Origin of the sequence: Agrococcus citreus (assembly GCF_039527715.1) — a bacterium.
GTDB lineage: Bacteria > Actinomycetota > Actinomycetes > Actinomycetales > Microbacteriaceae > Agrococcus > Agrococcus citreus.
The window spans coordinates 255313-280160 of sequence record NZ_BAAAKK010000003.1 but is presented as its reverse complement, the minus strand read 5'-3'; the positions used below and the strand labels follow the sequence as shown (position 1 = coordinate 280160).

The window sequence follows — 24848 nt, the reverse complement described above, 5'->3', positions numbered from 1 at the left end:
CGCTGCTCCGGCCGTTCGGCTGGCATGCCGAGCCGGGGAGCCGCGCGAGGCGGGCCGCGGGCGTGCGCGCTGCGCGGCCGCGCGCGGCGGGTGGACGGCAGGCGGCACGAAGGAGGGGCCCCGCCGCAGCGGAGCCCCTCGAGTCGTGCGCGTCAGGCGACCGGATCGACCGTCGGCTGCGACGACGTGCGCGCCTTGTCCTCGACGTCGGTCGCGAGCGTGCCGAGATAGAGCTGGATGACCTTCGGGTCGTTGAGCATCTCGCGGCCCGTGCCCGTGTATGCGTCCTTGCCGTGGTCGAGCACGTAGGCGCGGTGCGCGATCTGCAGGCAGCGGCGCGCGTTCTGCTCGACCATCACGATGGTCACGCCGTGGCTGTTGATCTCGGCGACGCGCAGGAACGTCTCGTCCTGGCGCACGGGGCTCAGGCCGGCGCTCGGCTCGTCGAGCAGGAGCACGGCAGGGTCCATCATGAGCGCGCGGCCCATGGCGACCATCTGGCGCTCGCCGCCCGAGAGGCTGCCGGCGCGCTGGCGGCGCCGCTTCACGAGCTCGGGGAAGAGCGCGCCGACGAACTCGAAGCGCTCCTTGAACATCCTGGGCTGCTGGAACAGCCCCATCTCGAGGTTCTCCTCGATCGTGAGCGAGGGGAACACGTTGTTGTTCTGCGGCACCATGCCGACGCCCTTGTTGACGAGCTTGTCGGCCTTGAGGCCGGTGATGTCGTCGCCGTTGAGGAGCACGTTGCCCTCGCGGATGTTCACCTGGCCGAAGACGGCCTTGAGCAGCGTCGACTTGCCGGCACCGTTCGGCCCGATGATGCCGATGAGGTCGCCCTGGTTGGCGACGATCGAGCATCCGTTGAGGATGTTCACGCCGGGGATGTAGCCGGCGACGAGGTCGTTGACCTCGAGCACGGGGGTGGGGGTCATCGCTGTGCCTCCTGGTCGTCGGCGTCCGTCGAGCGAGCGCCGCCAGCGGTCGTGCCGTCGTCGGTGGCACCGGGATCGACGGGGACCTCCACTTCGGCGTCCTCGTGGATCTGCGCCACCTGCTGATTCGTGAGCGTGCCGAGGTCGGTGTCGTGGTGCGCACCGAGGTACGCGTCGACGACGGCCTTGTTCTGCATGATCGTCTCGGGCGGACCCTCGGCGACGACCTTGCCCTCCGCCATCACGATCACCCAGTCGGAGATGTGGCGCACCATGTGCATGTCGTGCTCGACGAAGAGCACGGTCATGCCGTCGTCCTTGAGCCCGCGGACGTGGTCGAGCAGCGACTGCGTGAGCGCCGGGTTGACGCCGGCCATCGGCTCGTCGAGCATCACGAGGGTGGGCTCGCTCATGAGCGCGCGCGCCATCTCGAGCAGCTTGCGCTGGCCGCCTGAGAGCGAGGCCGCGTAGTCCTCGCGCTTCGCGTCGAGCTTGAACCGCGCGAGCAGGCTGTCGGCGCGCACGGTGTTCGCCTCCTCCTGCGCCTTCCAGAGCGGCTTCACGAGTGCCGCGAACAGCCCTTCGCCGCGCTGGTCGCGAGCGCCCAGCAGCATGTTCTGGAGCACCGTGAGGCGGCCGAGCGACTTCGTCAGCTGGAACGTGCGCACCATGCCGCGACGGGCGACCTTGTGGCTCGGCACGTGCGCGAGCGACTGGCCCTCGAACGACCACGAGCCCTTGTTCGGGCGGTCGAAGCCGGTGAGCAGGTTGAAGAACGTCGTCTTGCCGGCACCGTTCGGGCCGATGAGCGCCGTGATCATGCCGCGCGGGATCTCGACGTGCTCGACGTCGACGGCGGTGAGGCCGCCGAACTGCCGGATGACGCCGTCGGCGACGACGATCGGGTCGACCTTCTTGCAGCCCGGCGCGACCGGACCGTCGACGAGCGGATGCGTGGCCGGGGGCGTGGCGGGCGACGTCGCCTGCGGCGTGGTCGTGTCAGACATGGAACGACAGCTCCTTCTTGTTGCCCAGGATGCCCTGTGGTCGATAGATGACCAGCACCATCAGCGCGACGCCGATCAGCACGAAGCGGATCTGGCCGGCCTGCGAGCCCGACATGTCGCCGAAGAGGCCCATGCCGTGCAGCAGGTTGATGATGCCGCCGGTGAACGACAGCAGCACCCAGAAGAGGATCGAGCCGAGCAGCGGCCCGAAGACCGTCGCGGCTCCACCGAGGAGCAGCGCGGTCCAGATGTAGAACGTCATCGTGGTCGCGAAGTTGTCGGGCTGCACGGCACGGGGGAGCACGAACATGACGCCCGCGATCGCGCCGAGCGTGCCGCCGAGCACGAGCGCCTGCATCTTGTAGCTGTAGACGTTCTTGCCGAGCGAGCGCACGGCGTCCTCGTCCTCGCGGATGCCCTTGAGCACGCGGCCCCACGGGCTGCGCATGAGCAGCCAGACGAGCAGCAGCGCGACGATCACGAGCGACCACGCGATGATGCGCACCCACGTGTCGTACGCGGTGGCGGTCCACGGGCCGAAGCCGTACGTGGTGCCGGTCAGCGGGTTCATCGCGTCGAAGTCACCCTTGAAGTCCTGCCCGCGCAGTCCCTGCGAGCCGCCGGTGATGGCCGTGAGGTCCTGCGTGCGGACGGTGAACCGGATGATCTCGGCGGCCGCGATCGTGACGATCGCGAGGTAGTCGCCGCGCAGCCGCAGCGTCGGGATGCCGAGGATGAGCGCGAAGATGACCGCTGCCACGATCGCGACGAGCACCGCCGTGAGGAACGACAGCCACGCGGGCCAGCCGAGCGTCGCCGTCGGGTCGGCCATCATCGTGAAGATCGCGAACGCGTACGCGCCGATCGCCATGAAGCCGGCCTGGCCGAAGTTCAGCAGGCCTGAGTAGCCGAAGTGGACGTTGAGGCCGATGGTCGCGAGCGCGAACGCCGCGGTGGTGGGGGAGAGGATCTCGCCCGCGGCGGTATTGAGGATGCTGAGGAAGTCCATGTCAGCCGATCCTTTCCCTGCGACCGAGGATGCCCTGCGGTCGGAACAGCAGCACGAGGATGAGCACCAGCAGCGCGATCGCGTAGCGGAGGTCGGGTGCGAGGAAGAGCGTCGAGATCTCGGTGACGAGACCGATGATCACCGCGCCGACGAGGGCGCCGAACGCGCTCCCGAGGCCGCCGAGCGTCACGCCGGCGAACAGCAGCAGCAGGATCGTGAAGCCCACGTCCCACTTGATGTTGGCGCCGATGAAGTAGGTGTAGAGGATGCCCGCGCCACCGGTGAGGAGGCCGGCGAGCACCCACACGATGCGGATGACCTTGTCGACGTCGATGCCGGATGCCGAGGCGAGGCTCGCGTTGTCGCTCACGGCGCGCGTCGCCTTGCCGATGCGGGTGCGGGTCAGGAAGAGACCGACCGCCACGAGCACCACGATCGCGATCGCCGTGCTCACGACGTTCGAGGTGCGCATGAGCACGGGGCCCACCTCGAGCACGGGGCCCGGGTCGACCGAGAGGCCCTCGGTGCCGCCGCCGATGAGGAACTGGAAGAAGTAGCGCAGCGCGATCGAGAGGCCGATCGTCACGATGAGCACCTGCACAAGGCCGACGCGGCGCTTGCGCAGCGGCTTGAAGATCGCCCAGTCGTGCATCCAGCCGATCGCCGCGGATGCCGCGAGCGTCACCACGATCGCGATCCAGACCGGCCAGTTCACGAGCGTCGTCGTCGCGTAGAACACGACGCCGCCGAAGGTCAGCAGCTCGCCGTGGGCGAAGTTGTTGACGCCGGTGGTGCCGAAGATGAGGGTGATGCCGATCGCGGCGAGCGCGAGCAGCAGGCCGAAGTTGAGGCCGGAGATCACGCGCGAGAGCAGCTGCGAGCCGAAGTCGTTCGACGTCGACCCCGTGGTGGCCTCGCCGCCGGGGGCCGCGCCCTCGCCCTCGCCCGGGGGCGTGCTCGCGCCGCCGTCGCCGGAGCCTCCGCTCGGTGCCGGAGCGGCTGCTTGACCGAACGGGAACAGCACGCCGACCGACGACGAGCCGCCGACCTCGAACTCGCGGCTCTCGAACGACGGATCGCGCAGCGTCACGCCCTCCGGCAGCGTCGCGGTGTCGATCGACACCGTGTAGGTGCCGGTCTCCTGGATCGGCACGGTCCAGCGCCCATCGGCGCCGGTCGCGACGGTCTCGTCGACGCCGTTGCCGGTGACGGAGATCTCCACGCCCTCCAGTGGCGTCTGCCCGTCGCGGACGATGCCGTTGAAGTTGTAGGGAGCTGCCTGCTCGGTCAGGGGCAGCGGCGCGGCCGCGACCGCGGTCGCACCACCTGCCACCATGCCCATGACGGCCAGGGCCACGGCGATCGCTCGCCGCATCCCGCTCCGTCGCGGTCTGCTGGACGTCTTCACATGTCCTCCATGCTGTGGGGCTGCGCAGGCGCAAGGGAATGCGGTGCGCATGATGCCCGTTACATCGGTGGTGAAACAGTAGCGGCCGCTTCGGGCGCGCCCGTCCACTTTCCGGACTCTTGTGCGCTTCTTCATGCGGATGGCGCACGACCGTTACCGAATAGATACGATGAGAGCGATGGAGATGCGCAACCCGTTCGGGCCCATAGGCCTCACCTACGACGACGTCATGCTGCTCCCGGGCCGCACCGACGTGATCCCGAGCGAGGCCGACACCGGCACGAGGCTCTCGCGGAACATCCGGCTGGCGATCCCGCTCGTCTCGAGCGCGATGGACACCGTGACCGAGGACCGCATGGCGATCGCGATGGCGCGCCAGGGCGGCATTGGCATCGTGCACCGCAACCTCTCCGTCGAGGAGCAGGCGGGCATGGTCGACCGCGTGAAGCGCTCGGAGTCGGGCATGATCACGGATCCCGTCACGACGCACGCCGATGCGACGATCGAGGAGGTCGACCGCATCTGCGGCGAGTTCAAGATCTCCGGGCTGCCCGTGGTCGACCCCGACGGCGTGCTCGTGGGCATCGTCACGAACCGCGACATGCGCTTCGTGCCGCGCGAGGACTTCGCCACGACGCTCGTGCGCGACGTCATGACGCACGCGCCGCTCAAGACGGCGCCGATCGGCATCTCGCGCGAGGACGCGTTCGCGATCTTCCACGAGACGAAGCTCGAGAAGCTCCCGCTCGTCGACGAGCAGGGGCGACTCGGCGGCCTCATCACGGTGAAGGACTTCGACAAGGTCGAGCAGTACCCGAACGCGACGAAGGACCCCCAGGGTCGACTGCGCGTCGGCGCCGCGATCGGCTTCTTCGGCGACGCCTTCGATCGGGCGGTGGCGCTCGCGGAGGCCGGCGTCGATGTCATCGTCGTCGACACCGCGAACGGCGAGAGCCAGGGCGTGCTCGACATGGTCGCGAAGCTCAAGGGCGACGAGCGCTTCACGGGCATCGACGTCATCGGCGGCAACGTCGCGACCTACGAGGGCGCCGCGGCGCTCATCGAGGCGGGCGTGGATGCCGTGAAGGTCGGCGTCGGACCGGGCTCGATCTGCACGACGCGCGTCGTCTCAGGCGTCGGCGTGCCGCAGGTCTCGGCCATCTACGACGCCGCGCGCGCCGCGCACGACGCGGGTACCGACATCCCGATCATCGCCGATGGCGGCCTGCAGTACTCCGGCGACATCGCGAAGGCGCTCGTCGCGGGCGGCTCGTCGGTCATGCTCGGCTCGCTGCTCGCGGGCACGAACGAGAGCCCCGGCGACCTCGTGCTCGTCAACGGCAAGCAGTACAAGACCTACCGGGGGATGGGCTCGCTCGGCGCGATGCAGACCCGCGGCAAGAAGACCTCGTACTCGCGCGACCGCTACTTCCAGGCCGACGTGCCCAGCGACGAGCAGCTCATCGCCGAGGGCATCGAGGGGCAGGTGCCCTACCGCGGCCCGCTCGGCACCGTCGCGTACCAGCTCGTCGGCGGTCTGCGGCAGTCGATGTTCTACACCGGCGCGCGCACGATCGACGAGCTGCAGGCGAAGGGCCGCTTCGTGCAGATCACCGCGGCAGGCCTCAAGGAGTCGCACCCGCACGACATCCAGATGGTCGTCGAGGCGCCGAACTACCGCCGCTAGGCATCGCGGCCCCGGCGCGGCCGCTCCGTTCGGTCCTCCTCTGCAGGAGCGGTTCGCGCATCCCGCCGATCGGGCAGGGACGCGAAGTTCCCCGCGCCCCGGTACGGATCTGCGGGTCCTGTCGGGCGGAACCCGCAGGGCGGTACCAGCAGCCCGGACGCTGAGCGCGCCCTGGTACCGATCTGCGGGTGCTGCGTTCAGCGGCCCGCAAGCCGGTACCGGAAACCTGCCCGCGCCTCGCTCCCTGCGTCCTTCCCCTCACCAGAGGGGGTTGCAAGCGCGCGAAGACGCGATATATCGTGTCTCGCAAGACGCGATATATCGCGAGTGGACCAGCAAGGGAGCGGAACCATGGACCAGCAGCACGAGACGGGCGACACCAAGCCGCGCAGCGCATCGGGCGCCGCGGCATCGGGCGCCGATGCCATCACCGAGCGCTGGGTCATCGGCGAGGGGCAGACCCGGGTGATCGACCTGGACGCCGTCACCGCGCTGCGCGTGGGGATCGTCGCGGGCAGCGTCGACATCGTCGCGCACGACGAGCCGACCGCTCGCGTCGAGGTGCACCGCGTCGAGGGCCGCGACCTCACGGTCACGCTCGAGCAGGGGCGGCTGTCGATCTCGCACCCCCGCATGAGCTGGGACGACGTGTGGCAGTCGGTCAAGGCGCTCGTCGGCGTGCGCGCGAAGGTCGAGCTGAGCATCCTCGTGCCGCGCGACGTCGCGCTGTCGCTCGGCCAGGTGAGCGCATCCGCGCTCGTCACGGGCCTCGGCTCGAGCGCGACGCTCAGCACGGTCTCGGGGCCGATCCAGGTCGCGTCGCAGCGCGGCGACCTCGAGCTCAACACCGTCTCGGGCGACATCGAGGTCTCGGGCGGCGCTGGCCGGCTCTCGGTGCACGGCGTCTCGGCGAGCGTGACGGCCTCGGGCGAGCTCACCGAGATCGGGATCGACACCGTGAGCGGCGAGGTGCTGCTCGACGTGCACGGCTCGCCGCGCAGCATCACGGTGAACGCGGTCTCGGCCGACGTCACGGTGCGGCTCGACGCCGGCCAGGGCGTGCGCGCCACGACGCGCACCGTCTCGGGGCGCGGCACCGTCGTCGGCCGGGCGCTGCCGAAGCGCGGCGGTGCCGAGGCGATCGACGGGACCAACACGTTCAGCCTCGTCGCCAACACCGTCTCGGGCGACGTCACCGTGGTGCGGCGGGACGCATGAGCCCCGTCTTCGGCCACGGCGCGCTGCGCCTCTACCTGCTGAGCCTGCTCGCCGAGGCGCCGCGGCACGGCTACGAGCTCATGCAGGCGCTGAGCGACCGCTTCGGCGGCACGTACTCGCCGAGCGCCGGCACCATCTATCCGCGGCTCTCGAAGCTCGAGGAGGAGGGGCTGCTGACCAAGTCGGTCGACGGCCGCAAGACCACCTACGAGATCACCGACGCCGGCCGCGCCGAGCTCGCCGCGCGCGAGAGCGAGCTCCGCGGGCTCGAGAGCGAGATCAACGACTCCGTGCGGCGGATGGCCTCGGACGTGCGCGCCGGCGTGAAGAGCGCGATGCAGGCGCTGCGGGCCGACCTCGCCGCGGCCGAGCGCGACGCCCGTAACGCGCCGCGCCCGCCGTCCGCTCCGTACGCCGACGCGTCCGCGCCGCAGCCGCCGGAAGCATCCGCGCCCGTCACCGATCCGCTGCCGCACGCGGAACCGCCTCGCCCGCGTGACCAGGCGGATGCATCGCACACCGCCGTGCAAGCGGCCGCCCGCATGGCGATCCACGACATCGATCTCGCCCTCACCGACTTCCGGCAGCAGGTGCGCGACGCGGCGCGAGCCGAGCGGGGCGAGCGCATGAGCACGGCGAAGGCTGCCTCGGTGCGGCTCGAGCTCGAGGCAGCGCTGCTGCGCATCAAGAGCGTGCTCGGTTCCTGAGCAGCGCCCGTCGGCCGCGGGATAGGCTGGGCGGGTGACGGAGATCGAGATCGGCCGCAGCAAGCGTGCCCGCACCGGGTACGGGTTCGACGACATCAGCATCGTGCCGTCGCGCCGCACGCGGGACAGCGACCTCGTCTCGCTGCAGTGGCAGATCGACGCCTTCCGCTTCGAGATGCCGGTCATGGGAGCGCCCACCGACTCCGTCATGAGCCCGGCCACCGCGATCGCCCTCGGCAGAGCCGGCGGACTGGGCGTGCTCAACCTCGAGGGCGTCTGGACGCGCTACGACGACCCCGAGCCGCTGCTCGCCGAGATCGCGGGGCTGCCCGGCGACCTCGCGACGAGCCGCATGCGCGAGATCTACGCCGAGCCGATCAAGCCCGAGCTCATCCGCGACCGGCTCGCGCAGATCCGCGACGCCGGCGTGCCGGTCTCCGGTAGCCTCAGCCCGCAGGCCGTGCAGCAGCACTACGAGACGGTGCTCGCCGCCGGCGTCGAGCTCATGGTCATCCGCGGCGCGACGGTGAGCGCCGAGCACGTCTCCGCCGAGAGCGGCGCGCCCCTCAACCTCAAGCAGTTCATCTACGAGCTCGACGTGCCGGTCGTGGTCGGCGGCGTCGTCACGTACACGGCCGCGCTGCACCTCATGCGCACCGGCGCCGCGGGCGTGCTCGTCGGCTTCGGCGGCGGCGCCGCCTCCACGAGCGAGAAGGTCCTCGGCGTCGCGGCGCCCATGGCGACCGCCGTGAGCGACGTCGCGGCGGCGCGCCGCGACTACCTCGACGAGTCGGGCGGCCGCTACGTGCACGTCATCGCCGACGGCTCGCTCGGCACCTCCGGCCAGGTCGTCAAGGCGCTCGCGTGCGGCGCCGACGGCGTCATGCTCGGCACCGCGCTCGCCCGCGCCACGGACGCTCCCGGTCGCGGCTGGCACTGGGGCCCGGAGGCGCACAACCAGAAGCTGCCTCGCGGCAATCGCGTGCAGGTCGACCAGGTCGGCCCGCTCGACGTCGTGCTCAACGGACCCTCACCGGTCGCGGACGGCACGGCGAACATCATGGGCGCTCTGCGCAAGGCCATGTCGACCACCGGCTACAAGGATCTCAAGGAGTTCCAGCGGATCGACGTGGTCGTCGAGAGCACCCCACCGCGCTGAACCGCCCGACCCGGGCGCCGCATCCAAGGAGGATCCATGGCTGAGACCACCAACAGCGTGAGTCGGTCGAGGAAGCTCGGCCCGGAGGAGCGCGCGGCCGCGATCGCGTCGATGCGCGACCACGAGGTCGACGTGCTCGTGATCGGCGGCGGCATCGTCGGCACCGGCGCGGCGCTCGACGCCGTCACCCGCGGCCTGCGCGTCGGCCTCATCGAGGCGCGCGACTTCGCGTCGGGCACGTCGAGCCGATCGTCGAAGCTCATCCACGGCGGCATCCGCTACCTCGAGCAGCTGAACTTCGGCCTCGTGCGCGAAGCGCTCATCGAGCGCGGGCTGCTGCTGCAGCGCATCGCGCCGCACCTCGCGAAGCCCGTGCGCTTCCTCTACCCGCTCGACAAGCCCATCATCGAGCGCGCCTACATCGGCGCCGGCATGGCGCTCTACGACGCGTTCAGCTACACGGGCTTCATGAAGCCCGGCGTGCCCATGCACCGGCACCTGACGAAGAAGCAGGTGCTCAAGCAGATCCCCTCGCTCGACCCCGACTCCATCGTCGGCGGGCTCACGTACTACGACGCGCAGGTGGACGACGCCCGCTACGTCGCCGAGCTCGCGCGCACCGCATCGTTCTACGGCGCCCACGTCGCGAGCCGCGTGCGCGCTGAGGGGTTCCTCAAGGTCGGCGAGCGCGTCGTCGGCGTGCAGGCGCACGACTACGAGACCGGCGAGCAGTTCGAGATCCGCGCGAAGCAGGTCGTCAACGCGACGGGCGTGTGGACGGGCGAGACGCAGGCGATGGTCGGCCACCGCGTCGAGTTCAAGGTGCGCGCCTCGAAGGGCGTGCACCTCGTCGTGCCGCGCGACCGGTTCCACTCCGAGATGGGCCTGCTGCTGCGCACCGACAAGAGCGTGCTCTTCGTCATCCCGTGGGGCCGGCACTGGATCCTCGGCACGACCGACACCGACTGGAACCTCGACAAGGCGCACCCGGCGGCGACGGCCGCCGACATCGACTACATCCTCGACCAGGTCAACCGGGTGCTCGCGACCAAGCTCACCCGCAGCGACGTCGAGGGCGTCTACGCGGGCCTCCGACCGCTGCTCGCCGCCGCGAGCGAGGGCAAGTCGACCGCGAACCTCTCGCGCGAGCACCACGTCTCGCACCCCGTGCCGGGCCTCGTGCTCATCGCGGGCGGCAAGTGGACGACCTACCGGATCATGGCGAAGGACGCGATCGACGAGGCGACGAGCGCGATGGACGGCAAGGTGCCCCAGTCGTGCACCGACCAGATCCCGCTGCTCGGCGCCGTCGGCTACCGGGCCGCGTGGAACAAGCGCGCGAGGATCGCGCGCGCGTTCGGCGTGCACAAGCACCGCATCGAGCACCTGCTCAACCGCTACGGCACGCTCACCGACGAGCTGCTCGACATCATCCGGCTGCAGCCGGAGCTCGCCGAGCCGCTGCCCGGCGCCGACGACTACCTCGGCGCGGAGGTGCGCTACGCGTGCACGCACGAGGGCGCGCTGCACCTCGACGACGTGCTCGCGCGGCGCACGCGCATCTCGATCGAGGCGTGGGACCGCGGCGTCTCGGCCGCTCCGGTCGCGGCCCGGATCATGGCGGATGCGCTGGGCTGGGACGACGCGCGGGTCGAGAAGGAGATCAACACCTACAACAAGCGCGTCGCTGCCGAGCTCGCGAGCCAGGAGCTGCCCGACGACGAGTCGGCCGACCGGGCGCGCACCGAGGCGCCGGAGATCGTGCCGCTCAGCGCGCTGCCGACGGTGAGCACCGTCGGCACCCGCCCGGAGCCCGCGGCCTGAGCGGTCGGTAGGCGCCTGCGGGCGGTAGGATGGGGGTGCCTATGAGCACCCCCATCCCCACCTTCCGGCAGGTCGCGACGCGGCCCCGCTGGATCGCCGTGCTCCTCGCATGCCTCGCTGTGGCCGCGGTCTTCGCGCTGCTGGGCCAGTGGCAGATCGACCGGGCCGTCGAGCAGGGGCAGTCCGACGATCGCGACACCGAGACCGCGGTGCCGCTCCAGGATGTCGCCGAGCCGAGCTCGACCCTCACGACCGAGGCGGGCGGGCGCATGGTCGCCTTCTCGGGCACCTGGGTGCTCGAGGACTTCGACACGCTCAACGGCAGGTCGCAGGACGGCCGCACCGGCAGCTGGGTGATCGGGCGCGTGCTCGTGCCGCAGCCCGCCGGCGATCCGGTCTCGATGCCCGTCGCCGTCGCGTGGCTCGACGACGCCGCCGCGGCCGATGCGCTCGTCGCCGACCTCGAGGGCGGCTCGACCGAGACCGGCGACCTCGTCGGCCGGCTCATGCCGACCGAGGCGCCCACGCAGGGCGACATCCAGGGCGACGCGAAGGAGGCGATGAGCGTCGCCGCGCTCATCAACGAGTGGGAGGCGTTCGACGGCCGCGTCTACGGCTCGTACGCGATCCTCGACGCGGCGTCGGCCGACGCATCCGCCGCGCTCGTCGACGGCGCGGAGCCGATCGTCTCGATGCGGCCCGTCGTCGACACGCAGCTCAACTGGCTCAACATCTTCTACGCGGTCGAATGGGTCGCGTTCATGCTCTTCGCCTTCTACCTCTGGTACCGACTCGTGAAGGACGCGCTCGAGCGCGAGGTCGAGGCCATCGAGGACGCCGAGGCGGAGGCCGCAGCAGCGGGCAGCGACATGGCCCGCGGATAGGCTGGACCCGTGCCGAGACCCATCGAACAGCTGCCGCAGATCCGCTCTGCCATCACGTTCTACCGCGTGATGTCGTGGGTGACGGGCGTGTTCCTGCTGCTGCTCGTCGCCGAGATGGTGCTGAAGTACTCACCGACGCACGTCGAGCTCTTCGCGTTCGGCGCGAGCGGTCCGCTCGCGCTCGAGGCGGTCGTCCCCGGCGCGGGCTGCCAGTGGTACTCGCTCTTCGTCCCGGGCGGCATGGGCTGCGAGATCACCTCGCTCGGCGAGGGCTTCAACATCTCGCTCACCATCCTGATCGTGCACGGCTGGATCTACGTCGTCTACCTGCTCGCGTCGTTCCGCCTCTGGAGCCTGCTCCGCTGGCCGTTCAAGCGCCTGTTCGCGATGGCGCTCGGCGGCGTCGTGCCGTTCCTCTCCTTCTTCGTCGAGCGCCCGCTGCACCGCGCGGCGCTCGCCGACCTCGCCCGACTCGAGGCCCAGAAGGCCGCGAGGTCGACCGCCGCAGCGCCCGCTCCTCAGGAGGCATGATGTCCGACACCGCTCAGCGCCCCGTGCTCGTGATCGACTTCGGCGCGCAGTACGCGCAGCTCATCGCGCGCCGCGTGCGCGAGGCCGACGTCTACAGCGAGATCGTGCCCTCCAGCATCTCGGCCGAGGAGGTGCGCGCCAAGGATCCCGCGGCGATCGTGCTCTCCGGCGGCCCCTCGAGCGTCTACTCGGAAGGGGCGCCGCGCCTCGACGAGGGCATCCTCGAGCTCGGGGTGCCCACGTTCGGCATCTGCTACGGCTTCCAGGTGATGGCGGCGCAGCTCGGCGGCACCGTCGCGAAGACGGGCAACCGCGAGTACGGCTCCACCTCGATGACGGTCGACGGCGGCGGCGCGCTCCTGCACAACCAGCCTGGCGCCCAGACCGTGTGGATGAGCCACGGCGACTCGGTCGCGGAGGCGCCGGCCGGCTTCACCGTGCTCGCCGCGACCGCCGACACGCCCGTCGCAGCCTTCGAGGACCGCGAGCGGCGGATGGCCGGGGTGCAGTGGCACCCCGAGGTGCGGCACTCCGAGCACGGCCAGCGCGTGCTCGAGTCGTTCCTGCACGACATCGCGGGGCTCCCCGGCGACTGGAAGACCGGCAACGTCATCGAGGAGCAGGTCGCGCGCATCCGCGAGCAGGTCGGCACCGGCCGCGCGCTGTGCGGGCTCTCCGGCGGCGTCGACTCCGCGGTCGCGGCCGCCCTCGTGCACGAGGCGATCGGCGACCAGCTCATCTGCGTCTTCGTCGACCACGGGCTGCTGCGGCAGGACGAGCGCCGGCAGGTCGAAGAGGACTACGTCGCCTCGACCGGCGTGCGGCTCGTGACCGTCGACGCGCGCGAGCGGTTCATGGCTGCGCTGCAGGGCGTGACCGATCCCGAGGAGAAGCGCAAGATCATCGGGCGCGAGTTCATCCGCGCGTTCGAGCAGGCCGAGCGCGACCTCGCGGCCGAGGCGGCCGCCGACGGCGAGCCCATCCGATGGCTCGTGCAGGGCACGCTCTACCCGGACGTCGTCGAGTCGGGCGGTGGCAGTGGCACCGCGAACATCAAGAGCCACCACAACGTCGGCGGCCTGCCCGACGACCTGCAGTTCGAGCTCATCGAGCCGCTGCGGGCGCTGTTCAAGGACGAGGTGCGCGCGATCGGCCGCGAGCTCGGCCTGCCGGAGGCGATCGTCTCGCGCCAGCCCTTCCCCGGACCGGGCCTCGGCATCCGCATCATCGGCGAGGTCACCGAGGATCGGCTCGACACGCTGCGCCGCGCCGACGCGATCGCGCGCGCCGAGCTGACGGCCGCGGGCCTCGATCAGGAGATCTGGCAGTGCCCGGTCGTGCTGCTCGCCGACGTGCGCTCCGTGGGCGTACAGGGCGACGGCCGCACCTACGGCCACCCGATCGTGCTGCGCCCCGTCTCGAGCGAGGACGCCATGACGGCCGACTGGACGCGCCTGCCGTACGACGTGCTCGCCCGCATCTCGAACCGCATCACGAACGAGGTGCCGGAGGTCAACCGGGTCGTGCTCGACGTCACGTCGAAGCCGCCGGGCACCATCGAGTGGGAGTAGCCGCCCGCGCCCTCGCCGCGCACATGCGCGGGGAGTAGCGTCGCGGGTGTGGTGACCACCCAGCGCGGACGCGAGCGTGCTGCCCGCGCCGCCGCGCTCTGGCTGCTCGTGATCGGCTTCGTCGCGAGCTCGGTGCTCGCCCTCGCGCCCGCGAGCTGGCTGCAGCAGCGGCTGCGCTTCGGCTGCGAGCTCGTCGCCGACGACTGGGTCTGCGACGACCAGGCAGTGGTCCTGTGGCCCGCGATCGGCGGCGTCGTGCTCGCCGCGCTCTCGCTCGGCGCGGTCGCGCTGCTCATCCGCGCGACGTGGGACCGCGCTCGGCTGCGCGCCGAGTGGCTCGCCTACACCGCGGTCATCGGCGTGCTGCCGTCGCTCCTCCTGTGCGGACTGCTGCTCGTGGACGCCGCCGTGCACGACGCATCCGGGGTCGCGGTCGACGACAGCCGGGTCGCGATGTGGGCGGAGCGCGCGATGCTCTCGGCGCTCGCCTCGGCGGTCGCCGGCGCGGTGGCGGCCTCGGGGCTGCGGATGCGCGCCCGCGGCCGCGCACCGCGGATCGCGTTCATCCACCTGCCGGCCGCCATGCTGCTGCTGCTGCTCTCGGCCGCGATGTCGTCGCTCGGCACCCTGCCGTCGGGCGTCGTCGCGGCGGCTGCGATCGGCGCCGGCTGGTACATCGCTGCAGGGGCCTGGCCGACGCATCGGAACGATCCTGGCGGAGATGTCGATCCGGCCCGTTCCCGATCGACGCCTTGAGTGAGAGGGTCGAGCGACGACCCCCGACGAGGAGGAACCACCATGCAGTACATGCTGATCATGCGCTCGAACGACGAGGCCGTCGAGGCGTACCGGGAGCTGCCCTTCGAGCAGGTCATCGAGGCGATGGGCAAGTACAACGAGTCGATGATGGAGGCCGGCGTCATGATCGGCGGCGAGGGCCTGAGCGACGCGAGCGAGGGCTTCGTCGTCGACTTCTCCGCCGATCCGCCGCTCGTCACCGACGGGCCCTACGGCGAGACGAAGGAGCTGTTCAACGGCTTCTGGATCCTCGACGTCGCCTCGAAGGAGGAGGCCGCGGAGTGGGCGAAGCGCTGCCCCCTCGGTCCCGGCTCGAAGCTCGAGGTGCGCCGCGTGCAGGGCGTCGACGACTTCCCGGCCGACAACGAGTGGATCCATAAGGAGGAGGGCTGGCGCGAGGAGCAGGCCGCCAGGAAGGCCGGGGCATGACGGCGTCGGGCGGTCGCGGGGCGGCTCCGACCGAGCGGTACCTGCTCATCATGCGCGATGAGGATGCCGCGGCCGTCGAGCGTCGCGACGCGCCGTTCGCGGAGATGCTCGAGCGGATGGGCCGCTACAACGCCGCGATGGCGGACGCGGGGGTGCTCGTCTCGGCCCAGGGGCTCGCGAGCCCGGAGCACGGCGTCGTCGTCGACTTCGCGGCGGAGCCGCCGCTCGTGACCGACGGCCCGTACGGCGAGACGAAGGAGTTGTTCAACGGCTTCTGGTGCATCGAGGTCGCATCGAGGGAGGACGCGATCGCGTGGGCCGCCAAGGCCCCCCTGGGGCCCGGCACGAAGCTCGAGCTGCGCAGGGTGCACGGCGAGGCGGACCTGCGGCGATGACCGCAGGCGTCGCGNNNNCCCCCCCGTCGTCGCCGTGTGGCGCATCGAGTCGGCACGCATCGTCGCGACGCTCACGCGCTGCACGGGCGACTTCTCGCTCGCCGAGGACCTCGCGCAGGAGGCGCTCGCCGACGCGCTCGCCCAGTGGCCATCGAGAGGCGTGCCGCGCAACGGCGCGGCATGGCTGACCGCTGTCGCGAAGCGGAAGGCGATCGACCACTGGCGCCGCCGCGAGCGGTTCGACGACCGGGTCGCCGCCCTCGCGCTCGACCTGGAGCGCCAGCAGGAGGAGTCCGCGGAGGCGCTGCCGTGGGATCCCGACGAGATCGACGACGACGTGCTGCGGCTCGTCTTCACGGCCTGCCACCCGCTGCTGAGCGAGCAGGCGCGCGTCGCGCTCACGCTGCGCGTCGTCGCGGGGCTCGAGACCGCGGAGATCGCGCGGGCGTTCCTCGTGCCGGTCGCGACGGTGCAGCAGCGGATCGTGCGAGCGAAGCGGGCGCTCGCCGACGCCGGAGTGCCGTTCGAGACCCCGCCCCGTGCCGAGCGCGTGCGGAGGCTCGGCGCGGTGCTCGGGGTGCTCTACCTGATCTTCACCGAGGGGCACGCCGCGACCGCGGGCGAGGACTGGATGCGCCCCGACCTCGCGCGGGAGGCCGTGCGCCTCGCGCGCATCCTCGCCGCGCTGCAGCCCGACGAGCCGGAGGTGCACGGACTGCTCGCGCTGCTCGAGCTCACCGCGGCACGCTTCCCGGCCCGGGTCGACGCGCACGGCGAGCCCGTGCTGCTCGCCGACCAGGATCGCCGGCGCTGGGATCGCGGCGCGATCCGGCGCGGCCGGGCCGCGCTCGCCCGTGCGGAGGGCTTCGGCCGCGGCCTCGGCCCGTACGCGCTGCAGGCGGCGATCGCCGAGTGCCATGCGACCGCATCCGACGTCGACTCGACGGACTGGGCGCGCATCGAAGCCCTCTACGCGGGGCTCGAGCGGGTCGCGCCGTCACCGGTGGTGTCGCTGAACCGGGCGGTCGCGGTCTCGATGTCGGAGGGGCCGGCAGCGGCGCTCGCGATCGTGGACTCGCTCACGGGCGAGCGGGCGCTCGCGATCGGCCACCTGCTGCCGTCGGTGCGCGGCGAGCTGCTGTCGAGGCTCGGCCGCGACGACGAGGCGCGCGAGGCGTTCGCCCTCGCGGCCGAGCGCACCGAGAACGCCCGCGAGCGCGCGGTGCTGCTCGCGAGGGCGGCCGCGGGCCGCTGACCGCATCGGAGCCCACCATGACGTCATGGCTGTCACGGCCGCCAGGAGCGGAAACCCGGCGCTCACAGCCGGCCATATGGGGGTGATCGCGTCGGCTACTACCCTGGAGGGGTGACCACGACGCGAGCCGAGACGACCCTGACCGAGGAGCGGATCGAGCGACTGCGCGACGACTTCCCCATCCTCGCCGAGCAGCCGGCGGGGGTGCCGCTCGTCTACCTCGACTCCGGCGCGACGAGCCAGCAGCCGCGCCAGGTGCTCGACGCCGAGTGGGCCTTCCGCACGCAGCGCAACGCCGCGGTGCACCGCGGCGCGCACACGCTCGCGGCGCTCGCGACCGACGACTACGAGGTCGCCCGCGACCGCATCGCGCGCTTCGTCGGTGCACGGCCGACCGAGATCTCGTGGGCGATGAACGCGACGGACGCCCTCAACACCGTCGCGCTCTCGCTCGCCGAGGCCAATCGCGGCGCGCAGGTCGACCCGACCCTGCGCATCCGCGAGGGCGACGAGATCCTCGTGACCGAGGCCGAGCACCACGCCAACCTGCTGCCGTGGCAGCGGCTCGCCGACGAGACCGGCGCGACGCTGCGCTGGATCGAGGTCGACGACGACGGCGTGTGGACGGCGGATGCCGCCCTCGCGGCGATCACGGAGCGCACGCGCGTCATCGCGGTCGCGCACGTGTCGAACGTCACGGGCCTCATCGCGCCGGTCGAGCAGCTCGTCGCGGCAGCGCGGGCGGTCGGTGCGCTCGTCGTGCTCGACGCCTGCCAGTCGGTGCCGCACCGCCCCGTCGACCTGCGCGAGCTCGGCGTCGACGCGGCAGCCTTCAGCGGCCACAAGATGCTCGGGCCCGGGGGCATCGGCGTGCTCTACCTCGCCGAGGCGCTCGGCGCCGCGCTGCCGCCGGCGCGCGTGGGCGGCTCGATGATCACGACCGTCACGATGACCGAGCGCGAGTTCCTGCCCGCGCCGCAGCGGTTCGAGGCGGGCACCCAGCCGGTGTCGGCGATCGTCGGCCTCGCCGCCGCGGTCGACTACCTCGAGCGGGTCGGGATGTCGGCCATCGAGGCGCACGAGCTCGCGCTCGGCGAGCGGCTCGCAGCGGGGACCGCGTCGATCGAGGGCGTGCGCCTCATCGGCCCCCGGCCAGGCATCGAGCGCGCGGGGCTCGCGAGCGTCATCGTCGACGGCGTGCACGCCCACGACGTCGGTCAGGTGCTCGACGCGCAGGGCATCGCGGCGCGCGTCGGCCACCACTGCGCGCAGCCCCTGCACCGCCGGCTCGGCGTCGCGGCCACGACCCGCGCATCCGCCTACCTCTACACGACCGAGGACGAGGTCGACCGCTTCCTCGACGCCCTCTCGGGCGTGCGCGCCTACTTCAAGGCCGGCCGATGACCGACCCGCTCGCCGGCCTCTACCAGGAGCTCATCCTCGAGCACGCGAAGCGGCGCGAGGGGGAGGGGCAGCTCGAGCCGTTCGACGCCGAGCGGTTCCTGCGCAACCCGACGTGCGGCGACGAGATCCGGCTGCGGGTCCGCCTCACCGGCACGGAGGATGACCGGCGCGTGGATGCGCTCGGCTGGGAGGGGCAGGGGTGCTCCATCTCGCAGGCCTCCGCCTCGGTGCTCGCGGAGCAGGCGCCCGGGCTGTCGGTCGCCGACGCGCGCGAGCGCATCGAGGCCATGCGAGCGCTGCTGCGCTCGCGCGGCGCGGTCGAGCCCGACGAGGAGCTGCTCGGCGATGCCGTCGCCTTCGCGGGCGTCGCGCGCTTCCCCATGCGCGTGAAGTGCGCGATGCTCGCGTGGGTCGCGCTCGAGGAGGCGCTCATGGAGATCGACCTGCGCTGAGGCGATGCCCCATGCGGACGGCGGCGGCATGCGGGCTGTGATGGGATGAGGGGTCCCCACAGGAGGTCTGATATGTCCAGCACCACACCCGTCGGCGAGCGCGTCGGGCGCCTCGCAGGCACCTGGTTCCCGCTCGTCGTGCTCATCGCGGCAGCCGTCGCCATCCTCGTGCCGCAGGTGTTCCTGCCCATCGGGCCGTGGATCAACACGCTCCTCGGCATCATCATGCTCGGCATGGGGCTGACCCTGCAGCCGGTCGACTTCACCGTGATCGCGAAGAAGCCGAAGGCGTTCGTCGTGGGCGTCCTCGCGCAGTACGTCGTCATGCCGCTCGCGGCGATCGCCCTCGCGCTCGCGTTCCAGCTCCCGCCCGAGCTGCTCGTCGGCGTCGTGCTCGTGGGCTCGGCGCCCGGCGGCACCGCGTCGAACGTCATGGTCTACCTCGCGAAGGGCGACACCGCGCTCTCGGTCGCGATGACCACGGCGTCGACGCTGCTCGCGCCCGTGCTCACGCCGCTGCTCGTGCTGTGGCTCGCCGGCTCGTACCTGCCGGTCGACGCGTGGGGCCTGTTCCAGACCATCATCTTCATCGTGCTGCTGCCGGTGATCGCGGGCGTGCTGCTGCGGATGCTGCTGCCGAAGGTCGTGCGAGCGATCCTGCCCTGGCTGCCGCTCGTCTCCGTCATCGGCATCACCCTCGTCGTGCTCGCGGTCGTCGCGGGCTCCGCTGCGACGATCCTCTCCGTCGGGCTCCTCGTCGCGCTCGTCGTCATCCTGCACAACGGCGTGGGCTACGGCCTCGGCTTCCTCGCGGCGAAGGCCGTCGGGCTCGACGAGAGCGCCCGCCGCGCCGTCGCGATCGAGGTCGGCATGCAGAACTCCGGCCTCGCAGCCGGGCTCGCGCGCACGCACTTCACGCCCGAGTCGGCGCTGCCCGCCGCCATCTTCTCCGTCTGGCACAACGTGTCGGGCTCGCTGCTCGCCTCGTACTGGTCGCGCCGCCCGCCGAAGGCCGCGCCGGCCACCGAGGGCGCGCGCGACGACCAGCCCGCCGCGAGCTGATCGAGGCCCACGCCCCGCCGCCCGTCGTGGGCGGCGGGGCGTAGCCTTGCGCGCATCCGACAGAGGAGGCCGCGATGGCGCTGCGCTGGTATTCGAACGTGATCGAGTCGACCGACCCCGGGCGGCTCGCCCGCTGGTGGGGCGAGGTGCTCGATTGGCAGGTCGTCTACGAGGATGCCGACGAGGTCGTCATCATCCCGAAGTGGGCGCAGGAGCTGCGGCCGAAGCTGACGTTCGAGCAGGTGCCGCCCGGGCTGACCTTCGTGCGCGTCGACCACGAGAAGCGGTCGAAGAACCGCATCCACATGGACCTCGCGCCGCCCACGAGCGACGACCGCGACGCCGAGATCGCGCGGCTCGAGTCGCTCGGCGCGCACCGCATCGACGTCGGGCAGGGGCCGGATGTGTCGTGGACGGTGCTCGCCGACGTCGACGGCAACGAGTTCTGCGTGCTGTCGAGCCGCGACGAGTAGCCGCTCGCGACGACGAAGGCCCCGGCGCGAGCCGGGGCCTTCGTGTCGATCAGCGGGGGACGCTAGTTGTTGCCTCGGACGATCGCGATGATGCGGAGGATCTCGACGTAGAGCCAGATGATCGTCATCGTCAGGCCGAACGCAGCCGACCAGCCGTACTTCTTGTGCACGCCGCGCTTGACGCCCAGCTCGATGCCCTCGAAGTCCATGACGAGCGAGTACGCGCCGAGCAGCACCGCGAGGCCGCCGAGCAGCACGCCCCACGGGATGCCGAAGAGCGGGCTCGGAGCCGAGCGCATGCCGAACGCGAGGTCGCCCGTCGCGCCGAAGAGCATCATGCCGAAGTTCACGAGCGAGAACAGGCCGTAGCCGATCAGCACGATGAAGAAGATCTTGTTCATGCGCGGCGACGTGCGCACGATGCGGAAGGCGTAGAGCGCGAGCGTCGCGGCGATCACGCAGGCGGTGGCGAGCAGCGCCTGGAAGATGATGCCGTCGAGGCCCATGCCGAACTCGAGCAGGCCCGAGAACCCACCGAGGAACAGGCCCTGCGCGGCGGCGTACGCCAGGATGAGCGCGGGGCTCGGCTCCTTCTTGAAGATGTTCACGAGCGCGAGCACGAAGCCCACGAGCGCGCCGCCGTACGTCAGCACGAAGAACGCTCCGGACGTGCCGGTGAGCAGCAGCATGCCGAGGGTGACGATGAAGCCGACCGCGGTCACGCCGAGCGTGAGCACCGTCTTCATGATCACGCCGTCGTACGTGAGTCGCTCGGTCTCGATCGGGCCCGCCGCCGGACGGTTGAACTGCTGGTTCAGCTGCTCGGGCGTCGGGACGCCCTGCTGCTGGCCGTAGGGCGCGCTGCCGTAGGGCGCGGGCTGCCCGAACTGCTGGGGCTGCTGTCCGTACGGCGCCTGGCCATACGGTGCCTGGCCGTAGGGCGCCTGCTGGCCGCCGGGGACAGCCTGCGAGGCGCGCTGCGCGTTCTCGGTGAACGCGGGCGAGTTGCGGAACGCCGGGTTGCCTGCCAAGGGATGTGCTCCTGTCGGGAAGTACTGAGGTGACCGCCTGGGAGGGCGGACCCGTTCAGACTAGCCGCCGATGCCAAGCATTGCCTGTGGGGCGCGGCCGGTTCGCCGAGGGCGCACGCGGCTAGCCTGGCGCGGTGCAAGCCACTCGCGTCATCGCCCACCGCGGCGCCTCCGGCTGGGCGCCCGAGCACACCGAGACGGCCGTGCGGCTCGCCGCGACGCTCGGCGCCGACGCCGTGGAGCCCGACCTCGTCGCGACACGCGACGGCGTGCTCGTCGTGCGGCACGACAACGAGCTGAGCGGCACGACCGACATCGCCGACCGGCCGGCGCTCGCCGACCGCCGCCGAACGCAGACGATCGACGGCGAGCAGCTCTCCGGCTGGTTCGTCGAGGACCTCACGTGGGCTGAGGTCGCGACGCTCCGGGCTCGCGAGCGGGTGCCCGAGCTGCGGCCGCTCGGCGCGCGGCGCGACGGACTCGACCGAATCCTCCGCTTCACGGATCTGCTCGTGATCGCCGACGAGATTGAGCTCGACGTCGTCGCCGAGCTCAAGCACGCCACGCACCACGCGGCGATGGGCCTGCCGCTCGACGCGATGCTGGCGGAAGCGGTGGCCGGCACCCACTGGTCCTCGAGCGGGCGCCTCACGGTCGAGAGCTTCGAGGAGTCCGCGCTGCACGCCGTGCGGGATCGCGGCGTCGAGGCGCGGCTCGTCTACCTCATGGACGAGCACGGCACCGCGGCCGATCTCGTGCCGGTCGCCGGCGCATCCGCCCCGACCTACGCCGAGCAGCGCACCGATGCGGCGCTCGCGCAGCTCGCGCGGCGGGTCGATGCGATCAGCGTCGCGAAGTCGGTGCTCTTCGATCGCCGCTCGGGCGGGCTCGCGACGAGCGACCTCGTGGAGCGCGCGAGCGCCGCGGGGCTCGGCACGATCGCCTGGACCCTGCGACCGGAGAACCGGTTCCTCGAGCCGGAGCATCGTCTCGGTGAGCACGACGCCGCCTGGGGCGACTGGGCGACCGAGTGGGGGATGCTCGCGGCGCTCGGGCTCGAGGCGGTCTTCGTCGACCATCCCGACCTCTGGCGCCGCCTCGCGACCGAGCCCCCAGCGACCCGCTCGCGCCACGCCGACGTCAGTGGAGGCTCGTAGACTCGATCCGATGAGCGACTTGTGGGGGCTGGGCGACGACGCCACGGGAAGTGGGCACCGTGGAGATGTGCAGCGGCCGTCGCCGATCGGACCCCGCGGCGACAGCATCCCCGAGCACCTGCTCGAGGGGCTGAACCCGCAGCAGCGCGAGGCGGTGCTGCACCGCGGCCCGGCGCTCCTCATCGTCGCCGGTGCCGGCTCCGGCAAGACGAAGGTGCTCACGCACCGCATCGCGGGCCTGCTCGCCACGCGCGAGGCGTGGCCGAGCCAGATCCTCGCCATCACCTTCACGAACAAGGCCGCCGCCGAGATGCGCGAGCGCGTCGGCAGCCTCGTCGGCGAGGAGTCGCGCGGCATGTGGATCCGCACGTTCCACTCCGCGTGCGTGCGCATCCTGCGCCGCGAGGCCGAGGAGTTCGGCTTCCAGCAGTCGTTCACGATCTACGACTCCGGCGACGTGCGCGCGCTCATCAAGCGGCTCATCAAGCAGCGCGGCGCCGACATCCAGGGGCTCACGCCCGGCGGCGTCTCGTCGCGCATCTCGATGGCGAAGAACGAGCTGCACGACGTCGACTCCTGGGCGCGCACCGCGAACCTCGAGAACCCGCTCGACGCCGCCTTCCTCGAGCTGTGGCGCGACTACGACAACGAGCTGCGACGCGCGAACGCCTTCGACTTCGACGACCTCATCTCGCAGACCGTCTTCCTCTTCCGCGCCTTCCCGCATGTCGCCGCGCAGTACCGCAAGCGCTTCCGGCACGTGCTCGTCGATGAGTACCAGGACACCAACGCGGCGCAGTACGCCCTCATCCGCGAGCTGACGCAGCCCGTCACGCGCGCCGACCTGCCCGACCTCCGCGCCGACCTGCCGGGCGCATCCCTCACGGTCGTCGGCGACTCCGACCAGTCGATCTACGCGTTCCGCGGCGCCGACATCCGCAACATCACCGACTTCGAGCGCGACTTCGCCGGTGCCCGCGCGATCCTGCTCGAGCAGAACTACCGCTCGACGCAGAACATCCTGTCGGCCGCGAACGCGGTGATCGGCAACAACTTCGACCGCCGCGAGAAGCGCCTCTGGACCGACTCGGGCGACGGCGCGAAGATCGTCGGCTACACCGGCCACTCGGGCTACGACGAGGCGCAGTTCGTCGCCGACGAGATCGTCGAGCTGACCTCCGGCGGCATGGCCTACAGCGACATCGCCGTGTTCTATCGCACGAACGCGCAGACGCGCGCGCTCGAGGAGGTGCTGATCCGCACCGCCATCCCGTACAGGGTGATCGGCGGCACGAAGTTCTACGAGCGCGCCGAGATCAAGGATGCGATGGCGTACCTGATCACGGTCGCGAACCCCGCCGATCCGCTCAGCCTGCGCCGCATCATGAACGTGCCGAAGCGCGGCATCGGCCCCGCGACCGAGGCGGCGCTGCAGGCGTTCGCCGACGAGCACCAGATCACGCTGCGGGATGCGATGCGGCGCGTCGACGAGATCGCCCTCGGCCCGAAGGTGGCAGCCGCCATCAAGGACCTCGCGGCGCTGCTCGACGAGTGGAGCGCGCGACCCGAGGCCGACCCGGGCGAGCTGCTGCGCGACATCCTGAGCCGCTCCGGCTACACCGACCAGCTGCGCCGCTCGACCGACCCGCAGGACGCCGCTCGGCTCGAGAACGTCGAGGAGCTCGTCGCCGTGACGCGCGAGTACCGACGCCAGAACCCCGCGGGCACCCTCATCGACTTCCTCACCGAGACGGCGCTCGTCGCAGCCGCCGACGAGCTCGACGACTCGGGCGGGCAGGTGTCGCTCATGACCCTGCACACGGCGAAGGGCCTCGAGTTCGACGCGGTGTTCATCACCGGCGTCGAGGAGGACCTGCTGCCGCACCGCATCTCCGCGAACGAGCCGGGTGGGCAGGCGGAGGAGCGACGGCTCTTCTACGTCGGCATCACTCGCGCGCGGCAGCGGCTGCACATCTCGCTCGCGATGACGCGGGCGCAGTTCGGCGAGGTGAACCCGGCGGTGCCGAGCCGGTTCCTCGAGGAGATCCCGAGCGAGCTCATCGACTGGCGCACGCCGCCGTCGACGATGCGCCCGTCGCCGCAGCGGGCGGTCGCCGGCCGCTGGCGCGACGAGCCGCGCGAGCAGTTCGTCACGGGCTTCCGCGACCCGAAGCCGCTGCCCAAGGCGCCGCTCAAGCAGTTCGCGAACACGATCACCGAGGTGCGCGACAACTCGGGGCTCGAGCTGGCGCCGGGCGACCGCATCCGCCACAAGGACTTCGGCGAGGGGCGCGTGCAGGGCGTGACGGGTGCGGGCGCGAAGCGCATCGCCGAGGTGCTCTTCGATGCCGCGGGCCGCAAGCGCCTGCTCATCAAGATCGCGCCGATCGAGAAGCTGGACTGAGCCCGGGAAGGCGCTCGTGCACCCGTCGCGGGCTGGAGCCTCTGGCGAGCG

General features: G+C 71.6%; 23 protein-coding genes. 18 read left to right on the top strand and 5 right to left on the bottom strand.

Annotated elements, in window-relative coordinates; genetic code table 11:
- Positions 1-152 precede the first annotated feature (152 nt).
- From ABD106_RS06645 to ABD106_RS06630, 4 genes are read right to left on the bottom strand one after another with little or no spacing between them, the layout of a single operon-like run.
- Positions 153-932: an ABC transporter ATP-binding protein gene (locus ABD106_RS06645; protein WP_343918631.1), complete on the bottom strand. Its 780-nt coding sequence runs from the start codon at positions 930-932 to the stop codon at positions 153-155.
- Positions 929-1939: an ABC transporter ATP-binding protein gene (locus tag ABD106_RS06640; RefSeq protein ID WP_343918629.1), complete on the bottom strand. Its 1011-nt coding sequence runs from the start codon at positions 1937-1939 to the stop codon at positions 929-931. Before ABD106_RS06640 ends, ABD106_RS06645 begins: the two co-directional genes overlap by 4 nt.
- Positions 1932-2948 carry a branched-chain amino acid ABC transporter permease gene (locus ABD106_RS06635; protein ID WP_343918627.1) on the bottom strand — a complete coding sequence of 339 codons (1017 nt, stop codon included), beginning with the start codon at positions 2946-2948 and terminating at the stop codon, positions 1932-1934. The genes ABD106_RS06640 and ABD106_RS06635 overlap by 8 nt, the downstream gene beginning before the upstream one ends.
- A gap of 1 nt (position 2949) precedes the next feature.
- Positions 2950-4323 carry a branched-chain amino acid ABC transporter permease gene (locus ABD106_RS06630; protein ID WP_343918625.1) on the bottom strand — a complete coding sequence of 458 codons (1374 nt, stop codon included), beginning with the start codon at positions 4321-4323 and terminating at the stop codon, positions 2950-2952.
- A 211-nt stretch (positions 4324-4534) separates the two neighbouring features.
- On the opposite strand from ABD106_RS06630, the gene guaB reads away from it, so the two are divergent.
- From guaB to ABD106_RS06550, 16 genes are all read left to right on the top strand, one after another.
- Entirely contained in the window at positions 4535-6043 is a 1509-nt protein-coding gene (gene guaB, locus ABD106_RS06625) for an IMP dehydrogenase (RefSeq protein ID WP_343918623.1), read from the top strand.
- A gap of 351 nt (positions 6044-6394) precedes the next feature.
- Positions 6395-7261 (top strand): DUF4097 family beta strand repeat-containing protein, encoded by an 867-nt coding sequence (locus ABD106_RS06620; RefSeq protein WP_343918621.1) that lies wholly within the window; start codon positions 6395-6397, stop codon positions 7259-7261.
- Positions 7258-7968 carry a PadR family transcriptional regulator gene (locus ABD106_RS06615; protein ID WP_343918619.1) on the top strand — a complete coding sequence of 237 codons (711 nt, stop codon included), beginning with the start codon at positions 7258-7260 and terminating at the stop codon, positions 7966-7968. The genes ABD106_RS06620 and ABD106_RS06615 overlap by 4 nt, the downstream gene beginning before the upstream one ends.
- 34 nt (positions 7969-8002) lie before the next feature.
- Positions 8003-9127: a GuaB3 family IMP dehydrogenase-related protein gene (locus ABD106_RS06610; RefSeq protein WP_343918617.1), complete on the top strand. Its 1125-nt coding sequence runs from the start codon at positions 8003-8005 to the stop codon at positions 9125-9127.
- 36 nt (positions 9128-9163) lie between these two features.
- The gene (locus tag ABD106_RS06605; RefSeq protein WP_343918615.1) at positions 9164-10951 is read left to right on the top strand and encodes a glycerol-3-phosphate dehydrogenase/oxidase; all 1788 of its coding nucleotides are present in this window, start codon (positions 9164-9166) and stop codon (positions 10949-10951) included.
- Positions 10952-10992: 41 nt separating this feature from the next.
- Positions 10993-11835 carry an SURF1 family cytochrome oxidase biogenesis protein gene (locus ABD106_RS06600; RefSeq protein ID WP_343918613.1) on the top strand — a complete coding sequence of 281 codons (843 nt, stop codon included), beginning with the start codon at positions 10993-10995 and terminating at the stop codon, positions 11833-11835.
- Between the two features lie 9 nt (positions 11836-11844).
- Complete coding sequence (locus ABD106_RS06595; protein ID WP_343918611.1) at positions 11845-12366, top strand: DUF3817 domain-containing protein; 522 nt, start codon at positions 11845-11847, stop codon at positions 12364-12366.
- Entirely contained in the window at positions 12366-13937 is a 1572-nt protein-coding gene (gene guaA, locus ABD106_RS06590) for a glutamine-hydrolyzing GMP synthase (RefSeq protein WP_343918609.1), read from the top strand. Before ABD106_RS06595 ends, guaA begins: the two co-directional genes overlap by 1 nt.
- 48 nt (positions 13938-13985) lie before the next feature.
- Positions 13986-14693 carry a hypothetical protein gene (locus tag ABD106_RS06585; RefSeq protein WP_343918607.1) on the top strand — a complete coding sequence of 236 codons (708 nt, stop codon included), beginning with the start codon at positions 13986-13988 and terminating at the stop codon, positions 14691-14693.
- Positions 14694-14735: 42 nt separating this feature from the next.
- Entirely contained in the window at positions 14736-15164 is a 429-nt protein-coding gene (locus ABD106_RS06580; RefSeq protein WP_343918605.1) for a YciI family protein, read from the top strand.
- Complete coding sequence (locus ABD106_RS06575) at positions 15161-15559, top strand: YciI family protein (protein WP_343918603.1); 399 nt, start codon at positions 15161-15163, stop codon at positions 15557-15559. Before ABD106_RS06580 ends, ABD106_RS06575 begins: the two co-directional genes overlap by 4 nt.
- A 34-nt stretch (positions 15560-15593) precedes the next feature.
- Complete coding sequence (locus tag ABD106_RS06570; protein WP_343918601.1) at positions 15594-16814, top strand: RNA polymerase sigma factor; 1221 nt, start codon at positions 15594-15596, stop codon at positions 16812-16814.
- A 111-nt stretch (positions 16815-16925) separates the two neighbouring features.
- Positions 16926-18218, top strand: a complete 1293-nt coding sequence (locus ABD106_RS06565; protein ID WP_343918599.1) for a SufS family cysteine desulfurase — start codon at positions 16926-16928, stop codon at positions 18216-18218.
- Positions 18215-18670 (top strand): Fe-S cluster assembly sulfur transfer protein SufU, encoded by a 456-nt coding sequence (sufU, locus tag ABD106_RS06560; protein WP_343918597.1) that lies wholly within the window; start codon positions 18215-18217, stop codon positions 18668-18670. Before ABD106_RS06565 ends, sufU begins: the two co-directional genes overlap by 4 nt.
- A gap of 72 nt (positions 18671-18742) precedes the next feature.
- Positions 18743-19732 carry a bile acid:sodium symporter family protein gene (locus tag ABD106_RS06555; RefSeq protein ID WP_343918595.1) on the top strand — a complete coding sequence of 330 codons (990 nt, stop codon included), beginning with the start codon at positions 18743-18745 and terminating at the stop codon, positions 19730-19732.
- 74 nt (positions 19733-19806) lie between these two features.
- On the top strand, positions 19807-20205 hold the full coding sequence (locus ABD106_RS06550) for a VOC family protein (protein ID WP_343918593.1): 399 nt from the start codon (positions 19807-19809) through the stop codon (positions 20203-20205).
- 62 nt (positions 20206-20267) lie between these two features.
- On the opposite strand, the gene ABD106_RS06545 is transcribed toward ABD106_RS06550, so the two are convergent.
- Entirely contained in the window at positions 20268-21236 is a 969-nt protein-coding gene (locus ABD106_RS06545; protein ID WP_343918591.1) for a Bax inhibitor-1/YccA family protein, read from the bottom strand.
- Between the two features lie 134 nt (positions 21237-21370).
- Here ABD106_RS06545 and ABD106_RS06540 point away from each other — a divergent pair, with 134 nt between their 5' ends.
- A complete protein-coding gene (locus tag ABD106_RS06540; RefSeq protein WP_343918589.1) occupies positions 21371-22393 on the top strand; it encodes a glycerophosphodiester phosphodiesterase family protein in 1023 nt (340 codons plus the stop codon).
- A 10-nt stretch (positions 22394-22403) separates the two neighbouring features.
- A complete protein-coding gene (locus ABD106_RS06535) occupies positions 22404-24797 on the top strand; it encodes an ATP-dependent helicase (protein WP_343918587.1) in 2394 nt (797 codons plus the stop codon).
- Positions 24798-24848 lie beyond the last annotated feature (51 nt).

Excerpts from the sequence above, each read along its gene's own strand:
- ABD106_RS06645 (WP_343918631.1), bottom strand. The coding sequence starts at position 932 with ATGACCCCCACCCCCGTGCTCGAGGTCAACGACCTCGTCGCCGGCTAC.
- ABD106_RS06640 (WP_343918629.1), bottom strand. The coding sequence starts at position 1,939 with ATGTCTGACACGACCACGCCGCAGGCGACGTCGCCCGCCACGCCCCCG.
- ABD106_RS06635 (WP_343918627.1), bottom strand. The coding sequence starts at position 2,948 with ATGGACTTCCTCAGCATCCTCAATACCGCCGCGGGCGAGATCCTCTCC.
- ABD106_RS06630 (WP_343918625.1), bottom strand. The coding sequence starts at position 4,323 with ATGCGGCGAGCGATCGCCGTGGCCCTGGCCGTCATGGGCATGGTGGCA.
- guaB (WP_343918623.1), top strand. The coding sequence starts at position 4,535 with ATGGAGATGCGCAACCCGTTCGGGCCCATAGGCCTCACCTACGACGAC.
- ABD106_RS06620 (WP_343918621.1), top strand. The coding sequence starts at position 6,395 with ATGGACCAGCAGCACGAGACGGGCGACACCAAGCCGCGCAGCGCATCG.
- ABD106_RS06615 (WP_343918619.1), top strand. The coding sequence starts at position 7,258 with ATGAGCCCCGTCTTCGGCCACGGCGCGCTGCGCCTCTACCTGCTGAGC.
- ABD106_RS06605 (WP_343918615.1), top strand. The coding sequence starts at position 9,164 with ATGGCTGAGACCACCAACAGCGTGAGTCGGTCGAGGAAGCTCGGCCCG.
- ABD106_RS06600 (WP_343918613.1), top strand. The coding sequence starts at position 10,993 with ATGAGCACCCCCATCCCCACCTTCCGGCAGGTCGCGACGCGGCCCCGC.
- guaA (WP_343918609.1), top strand. The coding sequence starts at position 12,366 with ATGTCCGACACCGCTCAGCGCCCCGTGCTCGTGATCGACTTCGGCGCG.
- ABD106_RS06580 (WP_343918605.1), top strand. The coding sequence starts at position 14,736 with ATGCAGTACATGCTGATCATGCGCTCGAACGACGAGGCCGTCGAGGCG.
- ABD106_RS06575 (WP_343918603.1), top strand. The coding sequence starts at position 15,161 with ATGACGGCGTCGGGCGGTCGCGGGGCGGCTCCGACCGAGCGGTACCTG.
- sufU (WP_343918597.1), top strand. The coding sequence starts at position 18,215 with ATGACCGACCCGCTCGCCGGCCTCTACCAGGAGCTCATCCTCGAGCAC.
- ABD106_RS06555 (WP_343918595.1), top strand. The coding sequence starts at position 18,743 with ATGTCCAGCACCACACCCGTCGGCGAGCGCGTCGGGCGCCTCGCAGGC.
- ABD106_RS06550 (WP_343918593.1), top strand. The coding sequence starts at position 19,807 with ATGGCGCTGCGCTGGTATTCGAACGTGATCGAGTCGACCGACCCCGGG.
- ABD106_RS06535 (WP_343918587.1), top strand. The coding sequence starts at position 22,404 with ATGAGCGACTTGTGGGGGCTGGGCGACGACGCCACGGGAAGTGGGCAC.